The following is a 20,942-nucleotide window of genomic DNA, read 5'->3' as shown; positions in this document are numbered from 1 at the left end:
CAACAAACGGCAAAATATGTGAAACTATTTTTCCGTTTGTTTCTCTAATACTCAGGTCAAAACACTGATTTCACAACCTCTTTTAATAACGAAGAATCGCTGTCAGACTCTTTTCATCTGGCGCATCTTTTTGATCCAAAATAAACACTTTCCCGCCATTAATGATCACATCATCTGCTAATGCATTCAACACTTGACGCCGATCATATTCTGTTTCAGGATCTTCACCGAAACCATCAGCTAAGTTTGACGTAGCGATAAATAGATGCGACACTTTTCCTTCTTTCGCAGCTGGAACGATATCAACTAACTGATCGATGAATTTCTTATCTAAGAGTTTATTGTATTCTTTTGATTCTTGAGCTGCGAGTTCACTTGACAGCTTCTTCGCCCCTTCTTCGATATCTCTAAAGGATAGCTGCGCAGGAGAAGCAGAAATCGCAACGTCTGCACAATAATAGGGATTTTTAGCAATTTTTTTGAACATCGTCTGATTTTCTGGTAGAGCGAATAAATAAATCGGCCATTGTTCTGGATTTTCGAAAGAATCCTTCAAGTACGTATCAACTGCTTGGTAATAGTTGACCCAATCGATCTCTACTTCTTCATCTTTTGGATTTACGCCATGGAAAGTTACTCCATCTCGGGCTCCGCCTCCTCCATTAGAAGAGAAGTTCAAACCGCCACCTGTCAGTTCAGATCCCAATGCAGTAACGACATCAACCGGTGCCCCTTCTGGTAGAGATACTTCTTTTACTTGTTTGTTGCTGACTTCATACAATTTCATGGAGTCGCGGTTCAATCCCAATAAATAATAAGAATAGTTGAACTGCCTATTTTTGATAATAGCCAGTAAATAAGGAAGATCACTTACATAGTATTGATCGTCTACCGGGATACTCAAACGATGGATATAGGTTTGGTCAGCAGTTATAATGACCGCTACACTCGTAGTTGCACTACGCCAAAACGAAGGATCTCCTAACAAATTTTCAATTTTTTCTTGGAACGGGGACCAGTCATGTTCGGAATATTTTTTCTCAAAACGTTTCTTTGCTTCTTTCGCAAAATTTTTGAATTTGATCTGATCTTTTTCCACATCTTGATGGGCGACATGCGTATTCAGCATGATCGTGACGAATGGTCCTTTAGCGCCTTCTGAAGTCAATTGTGACAATAATTCTTTATCCTTTTTTGCCATAAACGTACCCCTCCTAAAAAAATCATTCCTTTGTTTCTATCTAAAGTCTACCACAACACTATTTTTCCATACAATAAAACGTATCTAAAAAAATAAAACGGTTTCTACGGTTTTAAATTGGTTCAGTATAAATTCTTGTGTAAACGGCTGTGAGATTTAGGATGCCTTTCGGGATATTTCCATTAATCGCAGAAAGAAGTATTCATCATCTGGATACCCATAACCCTTACGTCTCTCAGTCTTGATCTTATTGTTGATACCCTCAAGTTTGCCAGTTGATATCCCGTATTTGGCGAACGTGTAGATCCCTCTCAAATGGTTATTTAAGAGACGCGCAAACCAAATAAAGTGGCTATTCTCAGTTGCCTTGCAGATGTCTATGATCCCTTCAAGTCTAACGCACATTTCCACCTCGTCATGTGAGTTGTATGCCTGGTCTAGCAAGTCTTTGACGAGGTCTATTGTGAAGAAGAGCTTGTTTTCTTCCAACAGCTCGTCATACCATGCTTCATTACCGCCATAAGCCTTTATTTCTGGTGTATTGAATATTTCACCAGCAGTAGACACTAGCTTGCCTTGACGGGCATCCTCGTCCTTCTGAACTAATGTGGACCTCTTAGACATCAAGATGTAACGTGAGTTCTTAAGCAACTTAGCAGCCTCTGGAGAGCCTTCTTCAGCCAGCCGTCTTTGTTCATCCTTTCTGATCTCTGAAACCACTTTATCGTTGAAATTCTTGATAATGTGGAAGCGATCATAGACGATGTCTAGCTTGGGATAGCGCCCTTTAAAAGCTTCTTCGAAGTCTGAATTCATGTCGCAAGCCACCGCCTCAACTTTTGACATCCACTCATCGCCAACATGATCCATAAACTCGAAAACAACGGCTTTCTTCTTGCCATGGGCTAAGTAGAGAATATACCCTGTTTCCCAGTCTATGATTGCGGTGGCGTACTTATGGCCATCGTGGAGCTTAAACTCATCAATGGCTAAGTATTTTGCCTGCCTTTCAGGTTTTATGAGTGTCTTGCCATCAGTTGTAAATTTAGACAGTAGAAGAGACTTGTGAATTGACTTTACAGTCATCTTGTCCAAGCCAGTAAGCCAAGCCACTGCCTTTAGAGTAAGGCCATAGCTTAACAGTTTCTCAGTGTATTCTTTTAAAGGTTTGGTGATGCGATAACCATCAGCTTTAAAAGGGATAGACTGGCTTCTAGTGTTGAATTGGCAATCAATGTTAAGACAACGAAAACGTGCATAGGACACTCTGATATTGGTGTGTACTCCACCAATAGCGACGTGCTTAAGGGTAGATTCTAAAGACCCATTTTTAACTAGTTTTCTTGAGCAATTAGGACAGAAGGTATCACCACGCTCATCTAGCTTTCCTACAAAGGTTAATCCACCTTCATTTTGAATTGGCTCGCCAACTTGAATAAAGTCGGTAAGACCAGAATTAAAGGATAAGACACCTTTGTTAGGCATAACATCTTGAGTAGTAACTGACAGTTCTGTATAATTCATAGTAAGAAGGGCTCCCCATGTTTTTGTCGTTATTAACATTGTAAGGGACAACCCTTCTTTTTTTGTTATCTAATTTCTATTTACACAAGAATTTATACTGAACCTTTAAATTTAGCTATTTTTTTAAGTTATCTTCATAATTTCCTCAATTATTTAGCCCCAGTCTTCAACTATTCTTCATGAAATGCTGATAAACTAAGAAAAAGAATAAAAGAGGTGGATCTTATGCATTTGATTATGATTTTCAGTTTATTAAGTATTATCAGTTTATTTGCTTTCAGCGCTTCCCGCTTATTAGATGCGGAAACACAGCCTATTCCTGTAAAAGTACGTAAAAACGACCGCTAACCTTCCATAACGTGCGTTCTTATCCTAAAGTTTTTTCAGAAACATTGAAACTCTCTCCCCTCTCTGATAAAATTTTAATTTGTAGCGAAACAAATTAATTACAAGGAGATCGGATATGTCCATAAAAAAAACACGTCTAGTCCTATTATTGGCTAGTCTCATTCTTTGCCTTGCTTCTTTTCTACCAGCTGTTGCTGTGCAAGCTGAAGATACGTTCAAAGTAAATGCAAAAGCAGCTTTTGCTGTAGATGCGCAAAGCGGTAAGATTCTTTATGATCAAGATGGAGAAAAAACCATGGGGATCGCTTCAATCACAAAAATCATCGGTCTTTACATCGTTCTTGATCAAGTAAAAGAAGGAAAACTGTCATGGGATGATAAAGTTTCGATTTCAGATTATGCAGAAAATTTGAGTATCACCCCAGATTTATCGAATGTTCCTTTGCATAAAGAAAACACCTACACTGTCAAAGAATTATTCGACTCTGCAATCATCCAGTCAGCCAATGCTTCAATGGTGGCCTTGGCAGAAAAAATCTCTGGCAGCGAAGCTAAATTCACTGAACGAATGAAAGAACAATTGAAAGATTGGGGAATCAAAGATGCAACAATCGTTAATGCATCAGGACTGAATAACTCTTATCTTGGCGAAAACCGACCAGAAGGCACTGGAGAAAACGACGAAAATCAAATGTCTGCTCAAGATGTGGCCATCGTTGCCCGCCATTTGATCTTGGATTTCCCAGAAATACTGGATGTATCAAGTACTACGACCCAAATGTTTGGCGAAAATACGCAATCACCAGTGGAAATGGTCAACTGGAACTGGATGCTCCCAGGATTCGTTAATTACAAGGAAGGCGTGGACGGATTAAAAACTGGTACGACTGAGCTTGCAGGTGCTTGTTTCGTTGGTACGATCACTAAAAACGATCAACGGATCATCACTGTCGTATTGAATGCGGACGGCCATGCGGAAAACCCGAGTGCCCGCTTCAATGAAACAGACCGTTTGATGGACTACTGCTATGACAATTGGTCAGAAAAAGAGCTCGGAAAAGCTAACGCAAGTATTCCTAGCCTAAAAACCATTGATGTAAAAGACGGAAAAGAATCAACAGTTCCTGTTGTGCTTAAAAGCCCTGTAAAAGTATGGGTACGAAACGATATGGATACTGGCAAATTAACGATCACACCAACACTTGACAAGAAGCAAGTCACTGACAACGAGATCCAAGCACCTATGGATAAAGGTACAAAAATCGGTACCGCTACGATCACCTTGGCAGACGATAAATTAGGTTATTTAGAAGACAACAATGCGCCATCAACAGAGATCATTACGGATAAAACAGTGGAAAAAGCGAATATGTTCGTGATTGGCTGGCGACGCGTCGCAGAATTTTTCGGCAACTTGTTTTAATTGAACAATAAGAAAAGCATCTTTCCATCGGAAAGATGTTTTTTTTCTTTTTCTAGTTTAAATAACAGCTTTTTTCATCTATTTTCGTTATACTGTATAAGAAAAAGGAGTTGAATTTATGAATCTAACCAGAGATCTGATCTTTTTAGTTCTCTATCTTATTGGGGTATTCTCTATCGTTTATTGGCGAAAACAGAAGAAGGATCCTTCCTTGTTCTTTTACGGCAGTACGTGGACATTTACGGTAATCTTAACTTATTTTGTCGTGTTGGAAATTTTTTATTCGACCTTTTATTTTTTGATTCCATTGTTGTTCTTTAGTATCTTTGCTTTTTCTTATTTCACAGAAAAACGAAGGCTGCTGAATGGTCTTTTATTCAATGTTTTCCTCATCAGTTTCGGCATCTACTTGTTTGTCTTGCTGTATGAAACGCAAAATATTTTCCTTGGCGGACTGATCGCCTTGATCACGATTCCATTGCTACTTGTCCTTTTATTTGGTATTTATGGATTGATTGTTTTTCTTTTTTGGAACGGGGTCACAGTTTTACGTAGAGAATCGCATTCATTAGCTAATCTTTTAACGTTGATACTAGCCATTTTTCTTACACTGTTTCTTGTTTTTGACTTTTTCTTGTTAAAATATTTGCCGCAATGGATAAATGCTTTGTTTTTCTGCGTTCCCCTGATCTTGATCTATCTATTTATCGTATTCTACAACTTTTTGACTGTCTCATTCTTGTATCAGTTCAACCGGCCTCGATACAATCAAGACTTCATCGTTGTGTTAGGCGCTGGGTTGATCAATGGAGAAACAGTTTCTCCTCTTCTAGCCAAGCGAATCAATAAGGCAATTGCTTTTTATCGGGCTCAAAGCCGTGCTACATTAAATCCGCCCATCTTATTGATGTCTGGCGGGCAAGGAGCAGACGAAAAAGTACCAGAGGCCATTGCGATGAAACAATATGCCATGGAACAAGGAATTCCCGAAAGAGACATTCTTGTCGAAACCAATTCGACAACCACTTTGGAGAACATGCTCTATTCAAAGGAAATCATGGATCAGCAAATGAAAGGGCCATACCGCGCGATCTTCAGTTCCAACAATTACCACATTTTTAGAGCCGGTCTTTATGCGCGACAAGCCAAATTGAAAGCAAATGGTATTGGTGCAAAAACAGCTTTCTACTACTTGCCTAATGCGTTTTTGAGAGAATACATCGCCATCTTGATGATGAACAAAAAAAGACATATGATCATTTGCGGATTGCTTTTCGCAGGCTCCGCATTCTTATCGCTGATTACTTTACTTTTCTAAAAAAACAAGGTGTGACAAAACATATGTCACACCTTGTTTTTTTCTTTCATTCTCTTAACTATTGGCAAAAAGAGTATCCCTTTTTTGACCGCTACTTGCTGAGCAGAATAAATACCGCTGTTGCCTGAACACATAAAGCTGATCAAGCAGATCATAAAGAAGTATACTGCCGCTTGTGAACCGAACAATTCGATCCCCATCACAAAGCAGGCAATCGGTGTATTTGTCGCACCAGAAAATACTCCGATAAAGCCCAATCCTGCAAGAAAAGGAACAGAAACATGGAGCAAAGGCGCTAGTGCTGCACCAAGCGTTGCACCAATTTCAAACAATGGTGTCACTTCTCCCCCTTGATATCCCGCGCCTAAAGACAAAACTGTGAAGAATAACTTCCCAATAAAATCATAGACATGTGCCTGTCCATTAAATGATTCTTGAAGTAACGGAAGACTCAATCCGAGATAACGTTGTGTTTGCAAAATCAATGCTGCTGCCACAACTACAGCTCCACCTATCGTATTTCGCCAAACAGGATGAGGAATCCATTGTGCATACCGTGCTTTTAAAAAGACGATCGAACGGCTGAATACCCAGCCAATCAAACCAAAAGCAATCCCAGCAACAAAAACTTTGAAGAACAGCAACATACTCCATTCAGGGATCACACCCATTTGGTAATGTAGGTGAGAAACACCATAGCTTTCTGTCATGAAATTTGCAAACAGTGCAGCAAAGAAGCTAGGGAAGATCGCTTCTGTTCGGACTTTCCCGATTGCCAACACTTCTAATCCAAATAATGTTCCAGCTAAAGGTGTGCCAAATACAGAACTAAAACCCGCACTGATTCCACTGATAATCAAGATTTCCCGTTCTGCTTTATCCAATCGGAACAAACGTGCTGTATTATCTGCTAACGCTCCCCCCATTTGGACTGCTGTTCCTTCACGGCCAACAGATCCCCCAAATAAATGGGTAGTTATGGTTCCAAACAGTGTAAGTGGAATAAGTCGCAACGGGATTTTTTCTTCTCCACCATTTCCTTGATCGATCACTAAGTTGTTTCCACGACTAGAAAGACCGCCGTGATACGCATAGAGATAAGCAAAAAGCGCACCACTAACTGGTAGTAGATAAAGGAGCCAAGGATGTGATAGTCGGATATCTGTCACAACTGTCAGGCTATTTAAGAAAAAAGCAGACAAGCTCCCCATGAATATACCGAGAATCGCTGTGATCACCAGCCACTTCAGCATGTACACTAAAATGCGTACTGTACTCGGTAATTGTTTTTCCATAAAAAATTCCTCCTCAATAAAAAAACGCCTACTAAAGAAAGGGGCTGTCCCCAGACTTTAGTAGGCGTCATTAGCTATCTTTCGTTAGCATTTAAAGGCGAACACCATCACCTATTCACTTCCATTAAAAGATAGCATATTTTTCTGTAAAAAACAATAAAATTATCGTTCTTTCTTTACACGTTCAGCAAATTCATAGAAAGGAGCCAATTTCGTTAACTGTTGATTACATTGGTCACTATCATGACAAATATAATTCCCCTTTTTCGTATACGTGCCATCAGAACCTGCTTTCGTTGTAGAAAGAAAAAGCGAAACATTCGATGTTTTCTGACAGATTGCACAGATTCCCTTATTTATCGTTGGTGATAAAGTACCACTAATCCCTTTTAATTTTTCATCTTCGTAATAGATCATGAATTTTTTCTGCGTACCTGGATCATTCCAGCCGATGTACGTATGTTCTTGCAAGTCGATTTCATTCCAAGCTGGTTGTTTGAGTTTTTTCACTTTTCGGAATAATTTCTCGATTTGTGGTTTGCTAGGCTGCATAAACGGCTGAACGATTTGCTTCAGCTCCTCCAATGCTCGTTCTGCTTGCGCTTTTGTCAGTTTTACGTCTAAAACTGTCGTTAAAAATGTATCGATTTCTGGCAGTTCGTGTTCTAATATGTCTCGAATCTTTTCAGTTGCTAGTGCCTGAACTGTTTGTACCGTTTTTGGATCATTGACAGATGAGTACGCATTTAATAACTGTTCTACTTCTCTTTTTATAAAAAAATATTGGTATGGTTTTATTGTTTGTTCCATGATTTTAAAGTCCTTTCTTCTAACCAAAGTGCATACTTTGTAGAAAAAAGTGATCTTCTGCAAAGTATGTGTTACCTGAAGATCCCGGACTCTTTTAAATAAGATACGTTTTGCATCTTATCATCACCCCCTTTAATGCTTATTCTTCTATGTACATGATTCATTCGATAAATAAAAGTAAACCGTATCTTGAACAGATAGTCAACTGCAAACAGAAAAAAGGACTGTGACAAAAGTCGTGTCAAAGTCCCTTGTTTCGAATGAATGGTGTTCAAAAGCTTGCATCTGCGGTAATAAGCCGAAACTTCACAAAAATTTGAGAAGTAATTTTCGTAAATTCCTTCTTATTTCTTGAAGCTGACCACTTCTGTCACAACCTCAATATGGTCTATTATTGGTTTTACCTGTTAAATCGAGGATTCTTTCCCAAAGTAACGTTGCCATCTCTTACGCATACTTGCAGACATGGGCTGAGCCGCTTCTTTGACTGCGCAGTATTTGTCCACGAATGTCACAATATATCCTTCTTTATACTTAGGCGGTGCGATCGTTGCACCCCACATGTGCTTCAAAATGATATCTCGCTCAAGATCCGACAAATCGGTGATTTTTTCTGCATTCTTTACAGCAATTCTTGGATGGATATACGCATGTGTCCCCTCGTCAAATTTCGTCGTACGCCAATCATAGTAGAACAGATCATGCAAAAGTCCAGCACGCGCTGTTGCTTTAGCATTGCCACCCCATTTTTTTGCGAGCAGATAACTATAGTAAGAAACACTGATGGAATGCTCCAAACGAGTGGAATGAACATGCTGTGTGTAATTCGCTAATTTTTTCACTGCTTCTGTTTCTAAAAGATCTTGTACATAAGACATATATTCTTCGTCTTCACGCCATTTTTCTGTCATAATTATCGATCTGCCACCTTTTTGAATTTCATTTTCTTCTGAAATTGATCTAAGTATACCACCAGTGTTCGGTTTATTCTAGTCGCTCTAGATAAAATAGCTAAAGCTTAATAGTTCCTTAATCATAAAGAAAAATGATAAAGAACGATCCCTGCTGCGACTCCGACATTCAATGATTCCGCATTTCCTTTCATTGGGATATATACGTTCTGATCAGTCAAAGACAAGATTTCCTGACTTACTCCCTGACCTTCGTTTCCCATGATTATAGCGAAATCCTCTGTTTTTTCTACTTTGTCTAATGCATGTGCTTCTTCATTTAATTCTGTACCGTACACCGTAAACCCTTTGCCTTTCATTACAGGGATCACTTCTGACAAATCTTTTTGTAACACAGGCAAATGATAATTGCTTCCCTGCATGCTTCGCAGCACCTTTGTACTATAAATATCTGCCGTTCCTTTACCTAATAAAACACCAGCCATACCAAACGCATCTGCCGTACGGATCATCGTTCCCACATTTCCAGGATCCTGTACATTATCTAGTAAAAGCCAGCCTCCTGAAAAATCTGGCGTATCTTCAGATGTTAACGTCATCACTGCTAAGATCCCTTGCGGTGTAGGTAGATCTGACATAGCGGTCATGACCTCATCTGAAACTAGAAAAGTAGAAATCTCTTTGTTTACAGCCAGCCAGTCTCCCCATTCTTTCATACCTCTCTGTGTCACAAAAAGTTCTTTTATTTCTGCATCAGACGACGCAGCTTCTTCGATCAGATGGAACCCTTCCAAAAGATATTCTGCCTTTTCTTCTCTGTATTTCTTTTTATGTAGTTTTTTTAATTCTTTGATTCTTGGATTTTTTGCTGATTGGATCTCTTTCACATTCCTTCACCTCACCTGATTATATCATGGAATAGGTGCTTGAGCTTGTTTCATCCTAAAAAAATCGGTATCATTGATTTATAAAACAGGAAAGAAAGGTGACGAACATGCGCAAAGTTAAAATGAATGTCCAAGGACGTGTCCAGGGCGTGGGATTTCGCTATATGACCAAGATGGTTGCTGATCAGTTAGGCGTGACCGGAACGGTAAAAAACGAAGACGACGGCTCAGTCACAATCGAAGCAATCGGAAATGACGACATCATCCAAAAATTTATCGAAGAAGTCAAGAAGTCTCCGAGCCCAAGTGGACGAGTGCAGTATGTGGATGTCCAAGAAGATCCGATGATTGAGGAACGAAAGAAATTTGATGTGGTGGGATAAGGTTGTGAAAAAGTCGCTTAGTTTTGAGTATTAAGGAAAATTTTGTGAAAATGGCTTTCCACATTTTTGCATAAATTTGACTTAATACCGAGAAACTGACTTTTGAACACCGTCGATAAGGTTGCGAAAAAGCTGGTCTGCATCAAGCATTAAGGACTGGTTGTGAAAAATAGCTCTCCATATTTTTCAACAGGCTGGACTTAATGCCGTAGATGCAAGCTTTTGAACACCGTCGATAAGGTTGTTTTTGAGGCGCTTTGCCTCAAGTATTAAAGACAGGTAGTAAAAAAGCTGATCTATAACTTGCAATAAATTTGCTTAACCCATATTTTCCAGACAGAACAAAAAAGTTTTTAGTTTTTTAAATAAGAAAGAAACACTTGGAATCACTCTTTTCTTTCCGAGTATTTCTTTCTTGATTTTTTGTCTTTTTTCAAAATTTTTCGCTGCGAAAAAGAAAGAATATTTATATGAAATTTCTATGAAGTTGATTGAATTCCATGCGCTTTTTTAGTATAGTTAAGTTTGTGTAAAAATTATAGAAGAGGAAGTATTCTATGAATAAATGGAAAAACTGGTTATTGGGATCCGGACTTGTCAGTATCCTGCTCTTTTTATCTGGCTGCGTGCGGATGGATTCAAACGGAAACCCTGACACTTCAGGAATCGTTTATCGAGTACTCGTCCATCCTATGGGCCAAGCGATTACATATCTAGTTGAGAATTTCAATTGGTCTTACGGCTGGGCAGTTATTGCAATGACTGTGATCGTTCGTATCATCATCTTGCCACTAGGTATCAGTCAATCGAAAAAAACAATGATCCAATCTGAAAAAATGCAAGCGTTAAAACCACAAGTTGAAGCAGCACAGCAAAAGCTAAAAGCTGCAACAACACGTGAAGAACAAATGGCAGCACAAGCAGAAATGCAGCAAGTATATCGCGAAAACGGATTGAGTATGACCGGCGGAATCGGCTGTCTGCCTCTATTGATCCAAATGCCGATCTTCTCTGCCTTGTATTTTACGGCTCGCTACACAGAAGGTATCCGTGAATCATCTTTTTACGGCATCGATCTAGGCTCACCAAGTATGGTGCTTGTTGCCATTGCAGGGGTCGCTTATCTGCTTCAAGGATATATTTCAACAATCGGTATTCCTGAAGAACAGAAAAAGACGATGCGTACGATGCTGATCGTCTCTCCTGCTATGATCGTCTTCATGTCGATCAGTGCGCCAGCCGGTGTTACACTTTACTGGGTAGTCGGTGGTGTGTTCAGCTGTCTGCAAACATTCATCACAAACGTTATGATGAAACCACGTTTGAAAGCACAAGTGGCAGAAGAGTTGAAACAAAACCCGCCAAAACAAGTCGTCACTCCAAGAAAAGACGTGACAGAATCAGCAAAGCCAGCTGACAACAAACAAGCAACAAAACAAATCAAACAACCAAAAAATAGTACAAATAACAAAGGCCGCAACGCAGGAAAGCAGCAGAAGCGGAAGTAGATAGTAAATAAGAGTGTAATAAAAATTCATTAACAGTTTTAGCAATTAAAAATATCGACCAAGATTTTTGAAAAAGAAATCTGGTCGATATTTTTATTTAAGTGAATGTTTAATTTGAATCATCGATTGATCGCTATCTAATTGCAGCAGCATCTTTTTATGAAGAAACAACTTTTTCTTATCTATCAACGTAGACAGGTGTTGCTGTTTCTTCTAAGAGTGTACTTAATTCCTTAATATTTTGTTTTCCTTCTTCTAACATCCAACTACTCGCTTTTTCTTCGCCTTCGGTAACAAAAGGTGCCACTCCCTTTGCCCATGTTGCTCGCCCACATAAGACACCATTGAATGTCGAACCTGATTGTTTTGCAAAACGTAATGTATCTTGAAATAGCGTAGCATTGACTCCCGCACTTAAAAAAATAAACGGTTGTTCAGTCACTTTCGATTGTTCATAGAAATACGCGGATGCCTCTGCTTGACTATAACAAGTCTCTTTCCCATATCCTTCCACAAATCTCATATTCACTGGCACTTCTACTTTCAATACATCCACTTGATAACGTTCTTTTGAAAATTCTCGCATGGCTTCAATAACTTTATGTGGTTTTACTTTTGCATAGGCAAGAGAAGACGGATCGCCAATAGTTGCATCATAAGAAAGGATCTCTAAAAAGAAAGGTATGCCTTCTGCTTCGCATTCTGAACCAATCCGTTCTATAACTATTTGTTTTTGCACATTAATCTCTGCTGGTTCATCCATGTCATAGTACAATAAAAATTTACAAGCATCCGCACCAGCTTCTTTTAACCTTTTCACCGACCAAATATTCAATAAATCAGGTAATCTTCCCGGCATTTTCGTATCATAGCCGGTTTTTTCATAAGCTAGCAGCAAGCCACATTCTTTCTCTCGAAGCGCTGCTGCAGGCAGGCCGTATTCTGGATCAAGTAAAATAGCTGAGGCATAGGGAGTCAGGTATTGAGAAACCATCTGTTTAAATTGGATGATGTCTTCTGATGTAGCTTCTTTATATTGGTTGATCATTTTCTTCAAAGCACCACGCTGGTCGATTGCTAACGCGCTAATAATTCCAGCTTCATCCGTCAATCGCTTCAAACGTTCCTGCTTTTCTATACTCATCTTCTTCATATATCTTCACCTATTTCTTTAGTTAATATTGTGGCTATTTTTGTTTTTGATTTTGCTTTTCTCAACTGTTCTGTAACCTCTTTTCGCATCAATGATCGTGCAACGAGAGACAATAATTTCAAATGAGTCGTTCCTGCTTCTGAATCTGGAATAAATAACGCAAAAATAAAATCAACTGACTGTCTATCTAAACTGTTCCATTCAATTCCTTTGTTCAGTGTGACGATAATCATACTAGGTTCGTTGATTGTTTGAGACTTCGCATGAGGGATAGCAAAACCTGACATTATTCCTGTAGTACCTTCTTTTTCTCTTTCTAGAAGTTTTTGATATACTTCTTTTTCGTCATGAGCGATTCCTAAACAGAATGTTTGCTTTGCTAAAAACTTAAATGCTTCTTCTTGACTATCTAATGGCTGTTGTAAAAAAATGTTCTCTTCATGAATGATTGTCATGATAAGCCTCCTGCTCTTCCTTCTTCGATAACTGTACGATTTGCTGCTTTATTATCCATCTTCTTGTCTTCATCAGTTACTCTTTTCTTTTGGATCAAACCTAGTATCACTCCACCAACGATCGAACCAATAAGAATCGCTGTAACCCATTGGATTTTTCCCGTCACTACAGGTAACACTAAAAAACCACCATGTGGTGCTGGAACTTGGACGCCAAACAAATAAGTCAAGACAGCAGCAATTGATGAGCCTAACATCATCGTGGGTAACACTCGGATCGGGTCTTTCGCAGCAAACGGAATAGCTCCTTCCGTAATATGAGTTGATCCTAAAATAAAATTAACCAAACCTGCATTACGATCATTGGTATCAAAATATTTACCAAACAATAAAGTAGCAAAACCAGTAATCAACGGTGGTGTAATACAAGCTGCTGACACACCAGCCATAAAAGTCGTGTTTCCTTGTGCCAAAAGAGCTGTTCCTGTTACATATGCCGCCTTATTAATCGGTCCTCCCATATCAAACGCACACATGCAACCAACAATCACGCCAAGAACAAGTGGATTCGAATGTTCAAATCCAGCTAAAAAGCTCATCATTCCTTCATTTATAGCCTTCATTGGACCTGCCAGCAAAGACATCACGATGCCAATAAATGCTACACCAATAACTGGATATAAGAAGATTGCCTTCAAGCCATCTAGTTGTTTAGGTAAAATTGTCAGTAGCTTTTGCAAAAATAAGATAAAATAACCTGCTAAGAACCCAGCTAAAATACCTCCTAAAAATCCAGTACCGCCATTCATGGCTACGATTCCACCAACAAATCCAACGACTAACCCTGGACGTTTCGCGATCCCTTCTGCAATATAAGCTGCTAAAACTGGAACCATCATTCCCATTGCTGCATCGCCAACTGCTTTTACCATTGCCGCTGTAGCACTGTATTGTGCATGATCTGGATCAAAAGAATAGATTCCCCAAACTGCAAATGAAATAGCAATCAATACTCCGCCAGCTACCACGAAAGGCAACATATGAGAGACACCATTCATCAAATTTTTATAGATGCTACGACCAAAATTAGCACCACTCATCACTTCTGGTTCTAAAGTATCAACAGCTTCATTATCTGCTAAGACAGTACCTTTTCCTGCCAATGCCTCGTCAATCAGCCGTTGTGCATCCTTGATTCCTGTACTGACAGAAACATCAATGACTCGTTTTCCCGCAAATCTTTCTGAATGGACATCTTTGTCTGCGGCAATAATGACAGCATCCGCCTGTTTGATTTCTTCAGCCGTTAATTCATTTTCGATCCCAATTTGTCCATGGGTCTCTACTTTGATCGTGATGCCTTTTTTCCTAGCTGCTTGTTCTAATGCCTCTTGCGCCATGTAGGTATGCGCAATTCCTGTCGGACAACCGGTTGCTGCAATTAGTTGATATTTTCCCATCTTTCGAACCTCTCTTCCCTGATTTTGATTTGTTTACTTAATTCCTCCACATCTAAAAAATCTGTTAATCCTTTGCGAAAAGCGGTTGAGCTGCCTGCTGCTATGCTTTTACGTAACGTTTCATCAAGTGGTCGTCGATTCATGTATCCTGCTAAAAAAGCGCCTAACATGGTATCACCTGCACATGCTGTATTGACAACTTTTCCTTTTGGCGAGTTTCCTCTAAACACCCTGTCTTTCGTAAAAAGAATCGCTCCTTTCTCACCGAGGGATAACAAAACATTTTCTGCACCTAACTCTACTAGTCGTTGTCCATAAACAAAGTAATCTTCATCTGTAACCATTTTTCGTCCGAACCAAGAAGAAAGTTCTTCCTCGTTTGGTTTCAGCAAAAACGGTCGATAGGGTAAACAATCCATGACTTCTTGATCACTACTATCAATAATCAAATGAATCCCCTTTTCCTGACAAATCCGACTGATTTCTATTAAAACCTTTGGAGACAGCCCTCTTGGTAAACTCCCAGAAACACAAAGATAATCTTCTTTTTGTAATGCTCTTATTTGATTTAAAAAATTATGGACAGCTGTCTGCGGTATTTCAGGTCCTTGATTCACTAATTTGTATTCTTCTTTCGTTTGATTGACTTGTGTAAATACATTGATACGCGTCATACCAGGCACTTCAATAAACTCTGTTTGGATTTGTTTCTGCTGTAAATAGTCTTCTATATACTTTCCTGTGAACCCAGCAGAAAAACCAAATGCCGTACTTGGGAAATCTAGCATCTTTAATACTAGTGACACATTCACTCCTTTTCCGTTTGCCTGAATGTCATCCTCTTTTGTGCGATTTACCATAAAAGGATGCATCTCCTCTGTTTCAATAAATAGATCAATTGCCAAATTCATCGTGCATGTGTAGATAGACATAACCAATGACCTCCTTGACTCTATTATGAAATACGCGAAAGAGAAAATGTTTTCTTAATCGTCCCAACACAAAGAAAACCTTTACATTTATAAACTCGTCGTGCTATTTTTTAACTAACTTTTGGTGAAAGAAGGAAAGAATATGGATCACAAATTAAGTGAAACAGAACAGTACCTCTGGAACTTTATCGAACACCACATCCTAGAGATCCCTAACTACTCCATCGTGAAACTAAGTGAACAAGCAAATGTCTCAACAGCCACCATTGTGCGGACAATGAAAAAGAAAGGCTATGAAGGGTTTACTTCGTTTAAGCATCATCTAAAAGAAGGAGAAAACAAGAACATCAATTTTTCTTTCTTAGATAAAGTAGACAAAGGTATCCGCCGAGCCATTCTAAAAAATGAACAAGAAGTGGTACGTACGATCAATATGTTGGAAATCGGAAACATTGAGGATGCGATACAAAGAATCAAATTTGCTGACCGGGTTTTTGTCTTTGCCCGAGGATTTTCAGAAATGATTGGCCAAGAAATGCTGGTAAAACTTCAATTAACGGGAAAAAATTGTCAAATGCATACTGATCCAGAAATTATCAAAAGCATCAGTCAGAAACTGACTAAGAAAGACAGCGTTATTTTTGTTTCTTTGAACGGCGAGACAAAAGAACTCGTCACCGCCGCAAAGAATTGCTATGATGCAGAGATTGGTTCGATTCTAGTTACAGCCAATCATTCCTCTACACTGAAAGACTATTGCGAGATCAATCTCGTAGGTTTCAAATCAGAAGGTTCTTATTTCCCTGATTATGAAGTACGGTCACGTTTGCCTCTCCAGATCATCGCGAGAATCTTGCTTGACGCCTATGTATTGCGTATGGGGGAGAATTGAGGATATTTGATTTGCGATTGATAACAATTGCTAGAAAAACTGTAAAAAATGCTTTACGTATCTCGCTACTATAATTTATTAGTCTCATTTTCCATTTTAGATAAAAGCTATCGTGTACTTTAGCATGGCTAAAAATACTACAAAATAAATAAACAAAAGGAAATAATAAAAAAATCTGGAACAGAAGCTTATGCTTTCTGTTCCAGATTAGGGTTGATGAAAATTCACATTTTTCAATTCTTATAAGCTATTTAAATCACTTTCTTATTGAACAAAGTTCTAATTATCAACTTACTTGTAAAAACTATTTTTTCCTTAATAAATCAAGGAACGGATTTGCCTTAAATAGAGTAGTAATGGTTAAATAAATAGGCAAAGCAATAGCAAACTGTATCAAATTAGTCAAAATACTACTTGATAAATTACTTGTTAAAGAACGTGTTACTATGAAGATAAGTATTGTCAAAACCTATTCCTTAAATTTGCTTATCTTTATTTTTTTATAATAAGCAAGATAAAACATTACTAAATAGTAAATAATAATGTTTATAGTATATATCTGATTTGGATTAAAATTGGATACGATTAAGTTCCCAAAAAATAAAGATAATGCTAATAATTTGTAATTTTTCTCAAGATATGAATTTTTCAAAATTGTCACTAATATGCCTATATTAAAAACAATAGCTACTACAAATACGAATAGACCATTTTCTACAAGATAGTTTAACATTTGTGAATGTATCGGTATATCTACAATGCCAAAATTATTATATAAATAGCTACGCCACTGACCTGAACCAATACCGCTTAGAAGATGATGTTTTGCTCCCAAATTGATAGCATTATTAAACTGAATCATCCTACTGTTTTCTGTATTTCCTCTATTTAAAAAGAACACTTGATATATTTTATCAAACAATAAAAATAATGCTAGAAAACTTATACCGACAAAGGAAATAGTTAATAAACTTTTTTTAAAAAATTGACTTCTAGTAGAACTCTTATTGAAGGTATAAATTAGTATTAGTGAGGGAACTATACCTAATAATGCAATACGTGTTTGAGTTAATAATATAAAGAGAAAAGTGAGCATCGTTGCAGATAAAGAAAGTAAATCCTTTTTTTTGTAAAGATTAAATAAAGCAATAATAAATAGTAATGCGCCTAAATTGCCTGCTGAGTTATTCGAACCCGCAATACCAACGGCCCGATTACTATCTACAATACCTTCTGTATAAAGAATAGATTCTGAAAAACTACCGATTAATAAAGTTTTTTTAGTTAGCATTTGTAGAATACCCAATATTCCATTTAGAATCGCTAACCAATTAAAAGCACGAAAAAAACTTTCTATATAAAAATTTTTGATTGATTTGCATAAAAGAAAACATAGATAAATGGAAACATAGTTTAGGATAACCCTTAAGAACATTGGAAAATTATCTATTGATATATTATCAGAAAAAATACTATAGATTATATTTATAAGTAATGTTATAAAATATAGATATTCCCAACTTAATCTAAAAGTTTTTTTATTAAGAAAATATAGTACCGCTGAAAATATTATTATTGTTGCTACATTTACATATAATTTTAAATATTCTCCTACAATTCTATATTCAAGTGAATTTATACTGATATTAAATGCAATGTACAGTAATAAAGGAATTATTTGAATTACTTTGTCTTTATCTTTAATAATTAAATTTTTATACAAAATAAAAACAACTAAAAAAAAGACTATAGCCAATACTATTCTCATCTTCTATATTCCTCGTTTATATAAAATTTTGACTTTAAGAATCAACAACAAATCACCTAGATACGATTTTATAGAAGGGTAATATTTTAAATTTACTATATTACCCAACCATAAGCTAATCTTTTTTCCTTTAAGATAATCTAGTCTTATTTCGCTGTTATTTATATAGTTATTTATATTTAATTTTATAGATGCTTTATCATTCTTCAGCCTATTTTTTATATTAAAAACTAATTTATAGTACTCTAGATAGAGTTCGATACCTTTTATTCGTAAATCGATGTTATCGATTCGTTTATTTTTTACATTTAAAGCCACATTTTCTCCAGTATAGCGTCTCAATGTATACACATCACTAGTGGTATAAAGTCCCCCTAACATACATGACAAAAAGCATATATACCAATCATGTGTAGGAAGAGTCTTTACTTCAAAATTTAATTGATTCACTTTTTTACAGATTGGTATACGTTTAAACGCTAACGCCATACCAGGATAATTAACTTTTTTTATAAACTTTTCAATAGACAATAATTCTTTCTTTTTTGTATAGTCTTGAGCGTTACGTTTTATAATTACACCATTACTATCAATAATTTCAGTATTACTATGCAGTGCAATGCATCGAGGATTTGCTTTAAAAAAATTAATAGTATCGTTGATTTTATTTTCTTTCCATATATCATCTTGATCACAGAAAAAAACTATATCCCCCGTAGAATAATCTAACGCCTCTAAAAAGTTAGCAATATACCCTACATTTTTATCTCTATATACTTTTTTTACTTTAACATTTTTCTTTTCAAACATAATAGAATATTTGTCTAATATTTTCGTAGTTCCATCTGTGGAACAATCATCGGAAAATATTATCTCATCTGGCAGCCTATGTTGTTGTAATATGGAGTTTATTTGTTCTACTATGAAAGATTCTCCGTTGTAAGTTCCAAGTATTATAGTAGTATGAAATTTATCGTTCAAATCGGCTTTTATCATTATATTTTTTTTCAAACTCCCTCAAAATCATTTTTTTTGCTTTTTCATAATCAGTTAAACTGTCATTGTCATTTAGACAGATAACCTTGTGTTTGCTAGACTTCAATTCTTCAACTATATCTACAGGATTCTGAGTGATGTTATAATATGCACCAAAACTTGAACTACGAGGATAAAATTTTCCTTCACAAATTTGCCAATATCTAATCAACCAATGACTTATATCCTCTTTAGTTCTAAAACGATTTTTTAATGTGTTAGAAATACGATCATTTTCTAATTTATACACTTTTTCAAAAATACTTTTTTTATAAGAAATTGGAATATGATTATCATAAAAACCAAGAATATGGTTCCATGGTAAAGTACAAACATTTTTCACAAAGTGTTTCTTATACTTTAAATTAAAAAATTTAAAGATGTTATTTTTTAAAAGTTTACTTTTACTAAAATTCCTATTTATTATCTCCACATTATTTAAAACTATGGAATCAATAGTTTTCTCCAATGGGATAACAGGACTAAAGACCCCTATATCTTTAGGAAATCCCTTTTTAAAAAAATCGCTTGGATAAACAGTTTTATTCAGAAACATATCATCATTAAAACTGACAAAATGTTCAGATAAACCAGGTAATTTACTAAAATTTAACTCAATGACATTTGAGTTAAATGTGGGTAAATAGTTCTCATCAATGAAATCACTATGCTTGATTACCTTTAGCTTTTCATAAGATAAATCTAACCATTCTGGAAGATGACCTTCTGTTACAAAGTAAATCCGATTCACCCATGGGGCATTTTTTTCTACAGAACGAAACCAATATTTTAGAAATCCCCAATCTCTATACCTTGAAGCATCGTTTAGTTTCATATTATATTCTAGTGCGTAATTATCTTTACTTTTTTTCCAAAGTGCATCACTCTCATCTACCCAAGTTATGACAAAATCAATTTTTTCTTTCACAATTATTCCTCAGTTCGTCGTTTTATTATTCTACCTGGATTTCCAACAATTACACAATTATCAGGATAAACACTATTTAATAATGTATTAGCTCCTATGATACAGCCATTCCCTATTTTAGCACCATCTAAAAAAACTGCTCCTGATCCAATCCAAACATTATTACCAACAACGATACCTTTTCTGTTAACACCTTGGAGACGGATTGGAGTATTTAGATCCTGATAATTATGATTTTCTGAGTGAAACCGAACATTCTGTCCAGAAATTACATCTTCTCCAATATTTATCCCACCAGCAGCACCAAAATAAGTATTTTCAGCAAAACTTGAATTAGTTCCAATAGAAATTCCTTTTCCTAAGTCAGCTAAACTACCAGAGCAATTAATCTCACTCCCTCTTCCAATTTTAACTCTATCACCTAAGAATATACCTTTTTTTGATAACGCATTAATAAAAACACTGTCTTCGATTCTAACATTATCCCCACAGTTCAATTTATTTTTACAATAAATCTTTACTCTAGATCCTATAAATAATTTAGTGCCTTTTACAATTCCAATCCCTCTAATTTTTCCTCTCAACAGTCCAATCAAAAATCGAGATCCAAAATGAATAACATAAATTAGTGGGACATTTTTAGATAAAATAAATTCTTTTTTTCCAGTAATTTTTTTTATTACCTTTTCTATAAGACTGATTATCAAAATA

The 20,942-nt window shown here is 36.6% G+C and carries 20 protein-coding genes and 1 riboswitch; of the genes, 6 read left to right on the top strand and 14 right to left on the bottom strand.

Features of this window, described 5'->3' with window-relative positions; translation table 11 throughout:
* Positions 1–82 precede the first annotated feature (82 nt).
* Both IGL70_RS04220 and IGL70_RS04215 read right to left on the bottom strand, forming a co-directional pair.
* Positions 83–1,201 (bottom strand): baeRF6 domain-containing protein, encoded by a 1,119-nt coding sequence (locus tag IGL70_RS04220; RefSeq protein ID WP_047937426.1) that lies wholly within the window; start codon positions 1,199–1,201, stop codon positions 83–85.
* A 156-nt stretch (positions 1,202–1,357) separates the two neighbouring features.
* Entirely contained in the window at positions 1,358–2,725 is a 1,368-nt protein-coding gene (locus tag IGL70_RS04215; RefSeq protein WP_043921381.1) for an ISL3 family transposase, read from the bottom strand.
* A 225-nt stretch (positions 2,726–2,950) separates the two neighbouring features.
* Between IGL70_RS04215 and IGL70_RS04210 the strand changes: the two genes are divergently transcribed.
* The 3 genes from IGL70_RS04210 to IGL70_RS04200 all read left to right on the top strand — a co-directional run bounded on the left by IGL70_RS04210 (position 2,951) and on the right by IGL70_RS04200 (position 5,814).
* Positions 2,951–3,073 carry a hypothetical protein gene (locus tag IGL70_RS04210; protein ID WP_002296297.1) on the top strand — a complete coding sequence of 41 codons (123 nt, stop codon included), beginning with the start codon at positions 2,951–2,953 and terminating at the stop codon, positions 3,071–3,073.
* Positions 3,074–3,188: 115 nt separating this feature from the next.
* Positions 3,189–4,496 (top strand): serine hydrolase, encoded by a 1,308-nt coding sequence (locus IGL70_RS04205; protein WP_002302201.1) that lies wholly within the window; start codon positions 3,189–3,191, stop codon positions 4,494–4,496.
* A gap of 118 nt (positions 4,497–4,614) precedes the next feature.
* Complete coding sequence (locus IGL70_RS04200; protein WP_002302199.1) at positions 4,615–5,814, top strand: YdcF family protein; 1,200 nt, start codon at positions 4,615–4,617, stop codon at positions 5,812–5,814.
* Positions 5,815–5,840: 26 nt separating this feature from the next.
* On the opposite strand, the gene IGL70_RS04195 is transcribed toward IGL70_RS04200, so the two are convergent.
* The 4 genes from IGL70_RS04195 to IGL70_RS04180 form a co-directional block, all read right to left on the bottom strand.
* Positions 5,841–7,109 (bottom strand): voltage-gated chloride channel family protein, encoded by a 1,269-nt coding sequence (locus IGL70_RS04195; RefSeq protein WP_002326267.1) that lies wholly within the window; start codon positions 7,107–7,109, stop codon positions 5,841–5,843.
* 54 nt (positions 7,110–7,163) lie between these two features.
* Positions 7,164–7,230, bottom strand: a riboswitch (Fluoride riboswitch).
* 41 nt (positions 7,231–7,271) lie between these two features.
* Positions 7,272–7,919 carry a FusB/FusC family EF-G-binding protein gene (locus IGL70_RS04190; RefSeq protein WP_002326724.1) on the bottom strand — a complete coding sequence of 216 codons (648 nt, stop codon included), beginning with the start codon at positions 7,917–7,919 and terminating at the stop codon, positions 7,272–7,274.
* Between the two features lie 407 nt (positions 7,920–8,326).
* The gene (locus IGL70_RS04185) at positions 8,327–8,830 is read right to left on the bottom strand and encodes an HD domain-containing protein (protein ID WP_002289559.1); all 504 of its coding nucleotides are present in this window, start codon (positions 8,828–8,830) and stop codon (positions 8,327–8,329) included.
* 122 nt (positions 8,831–8,952) lie between these two features.
* Entirely contained in the window at positions 8,953–9,717 is a 765-nt protein-coding gene (locus IGL70_RS04180; protein WP_002331534.1) for a TrmH family RNA methyltransferase, read from the bottom strand.
* 107 nt (positions 9,718–9,824) lie between these two features.
* On the opposite strand from IGL70_RS04180, the gene IGL70_RS04175 reads away from it, so the two are divergent.
* Both IGL70_RS04175 and yidC read left to right on the top strand, forming a co-directional pair.
* The gene (locus IGL70_RS04175) at positions 9,825–10,100 is read left to right on the top strand and encodes an acylphosphatase (RefSeq protein ID WP_002289551.1); all 276 of its coding nucleotides are present in this window, start codon (positions 9,825–9,827) and stop codon (positions 10,098–10,100) included.
* A gap of 557 nt (positions 10,101–10,657) precedes the next feature.
* On the top strand, positions 10,658–11,608 hold the full coding sequence (yidC, locus tag IGL70_RS04170) for a membrane protein insertase YidC (protein ID WP_002306243.1): 951 nt from the start codon (positions 10,658–10,660) through the stop codon (positions 11,606–11,608).
* Positions 11,609–11,786: 178 nt separating this feature from the next.
* Here yidC and lacD read toward each other — a convergent pair whose 3' ends face one another.
* Genes lacD through pfkB form a run of 4 tightly spaced genes read right to left on the bottom strand, consistent with a single transcriptional unit; the run spans position 11,787 to position 15,608 of the window.
* Positions 11,787–12,761 carry a tagatose-bisphosphate aldolase gene (gene lacD, locus IGL70_RS04165; RefSeq protein WP_104857930.1) on the bottom strand — a complete coding sequence of 325 codons (975 nt, stop codon included), beginning with the start codon at positions 12,759–12,761 and terminating at the stop codon, positions 11,787–11,789.
* A complete protein-coding gene (locus IGL70_RS04160) occupies positions 12,758–13,216 on the bottom strand; it encodes a fructose PTS transporter subunit IIA (RefSeq protein ID WP_002336779.1) in 459 nt (152 codons plus the stop codon). The genes lacD and IGL70_RS04160 overlap by 4 nt, the downstream gene beginning before the upstream one ends.
* Positions 13,213–14,676 (bottom strand): PTS fructose transporter subunit IIC, encoded by a 1,464-nt coding sequence (locus tag IGL70_RS04155; RefSeq protein WP_104873739.1) that lies wholly within the window; start codon positions 14,674–14,676, stop codon positions 13,213–13,215. Before IGL70_RS04155 ends, IGL70_RS04160 begins: the two co-directional genes overlap by 4 nt.
* Positions 14,658–15,608, bottom strand: coding sequence for a 1-phosphofructokinase (gene pfkB, locus IGL70_RS04150; protein WP_104873740.1), 951 nt, complete (start codon positions 15,606–15,608; stop codon positions 14,658–14,660). Before pfkB ends, IGL70_RS04155 begins: the two co-directional genes overlap by 19 nt.
* 142 nt (positions 15,609–15,750) lie before the next feature.
* On the opposite strand from pfkB, the gene IGL70_RS04145 reads away from it, so the two are divergent.
* Positions 15,751–16,500, top strand: a complete 750-nt coding sequence (locus IGL70_RS04145) for a MurR/RpiR family transcriptional regulator (RefSeq protein ID WP_002329464.1) — start codon at positions 15,751–15,753, stop codon at positions 16,498–16,500.
* A gap of 469 nt (positions 16,501–16,969) precedes the next feature.
* Here the strand turns inward: IGL70_RS04145 and IGL70_RS04140 are convergent, their stop codons facing one another.
* The 4 genes from IGL70_RS04140 to IGL70_RS04125 are packed head-to-tail and all read right to left on the bottom strand — an operon-like array spanning position 16,970 to position 20,938.
* Complete coding sequence (locus IGL70_RS04140) at positions 16,970–18,268, bottom strand: O-antigen ligase family protein (protein ID WP_029485902.1); 1,299 nt, start codon at positions 18,266–18,268, stop codon at positions 16,970–16,972.
* 3 nt (positions 18,269–18,271) lie between these two features.
* The gene (locus tag IGL70_RS04135; RefSeq protein WP_029485901.1) at positions 18,272–19,264 is read right to left on the bottom strand and encodes a glycosyltransferase; all 993 of its coding nucleotides are present in this window, start codon (positions 19,262–19,264) and stop codon (positions 18,272–18,274) included.
* Positions 19,239–20,231, bottom strand: coding sequence for a Stealth CR1 domain-containing protein (locus IGL70_RS04130; RefSeq protein ID WP_231414490.1), 993 nt, complete (start codon positions 20,229–20,231; stop codon positions 19,239–19,241). Before IGL70_RS04130 ends, IGL70_RS04135 begins: the two co-directional genes overlap by 26 nt.
* A 2-nt stretch (positions 20,232–20,233) precedes the next feature.
* On the bottom strand, positions 20,234–20,938 hold the full coding sequence (locus IGL70_RS04125; protein WP_156249151.1) for an acyltransferase: 705 nt from the start codon (positions 20,936–20,938) through the stop codon (positions 20,234–20,236).
* Positions 20,939–20,942: the final 4 nt, after the last annotated feature.

Origin of the sequence: Enterococcus sp. DIV0901a (genome assembly GCF_051711525.1) — a bacterium.
Taxonomy (GTDB): Bacteria; Bacillota; Bacilli; order Lactobacillales; family Enterococcaceae; genus Enterococcus_B; species Enterococcus_B faecium.
Note: the sequence above shows the minus strand (reverse complement) of the source record. Positions and strands in the feature narration are given on the sequence as shown.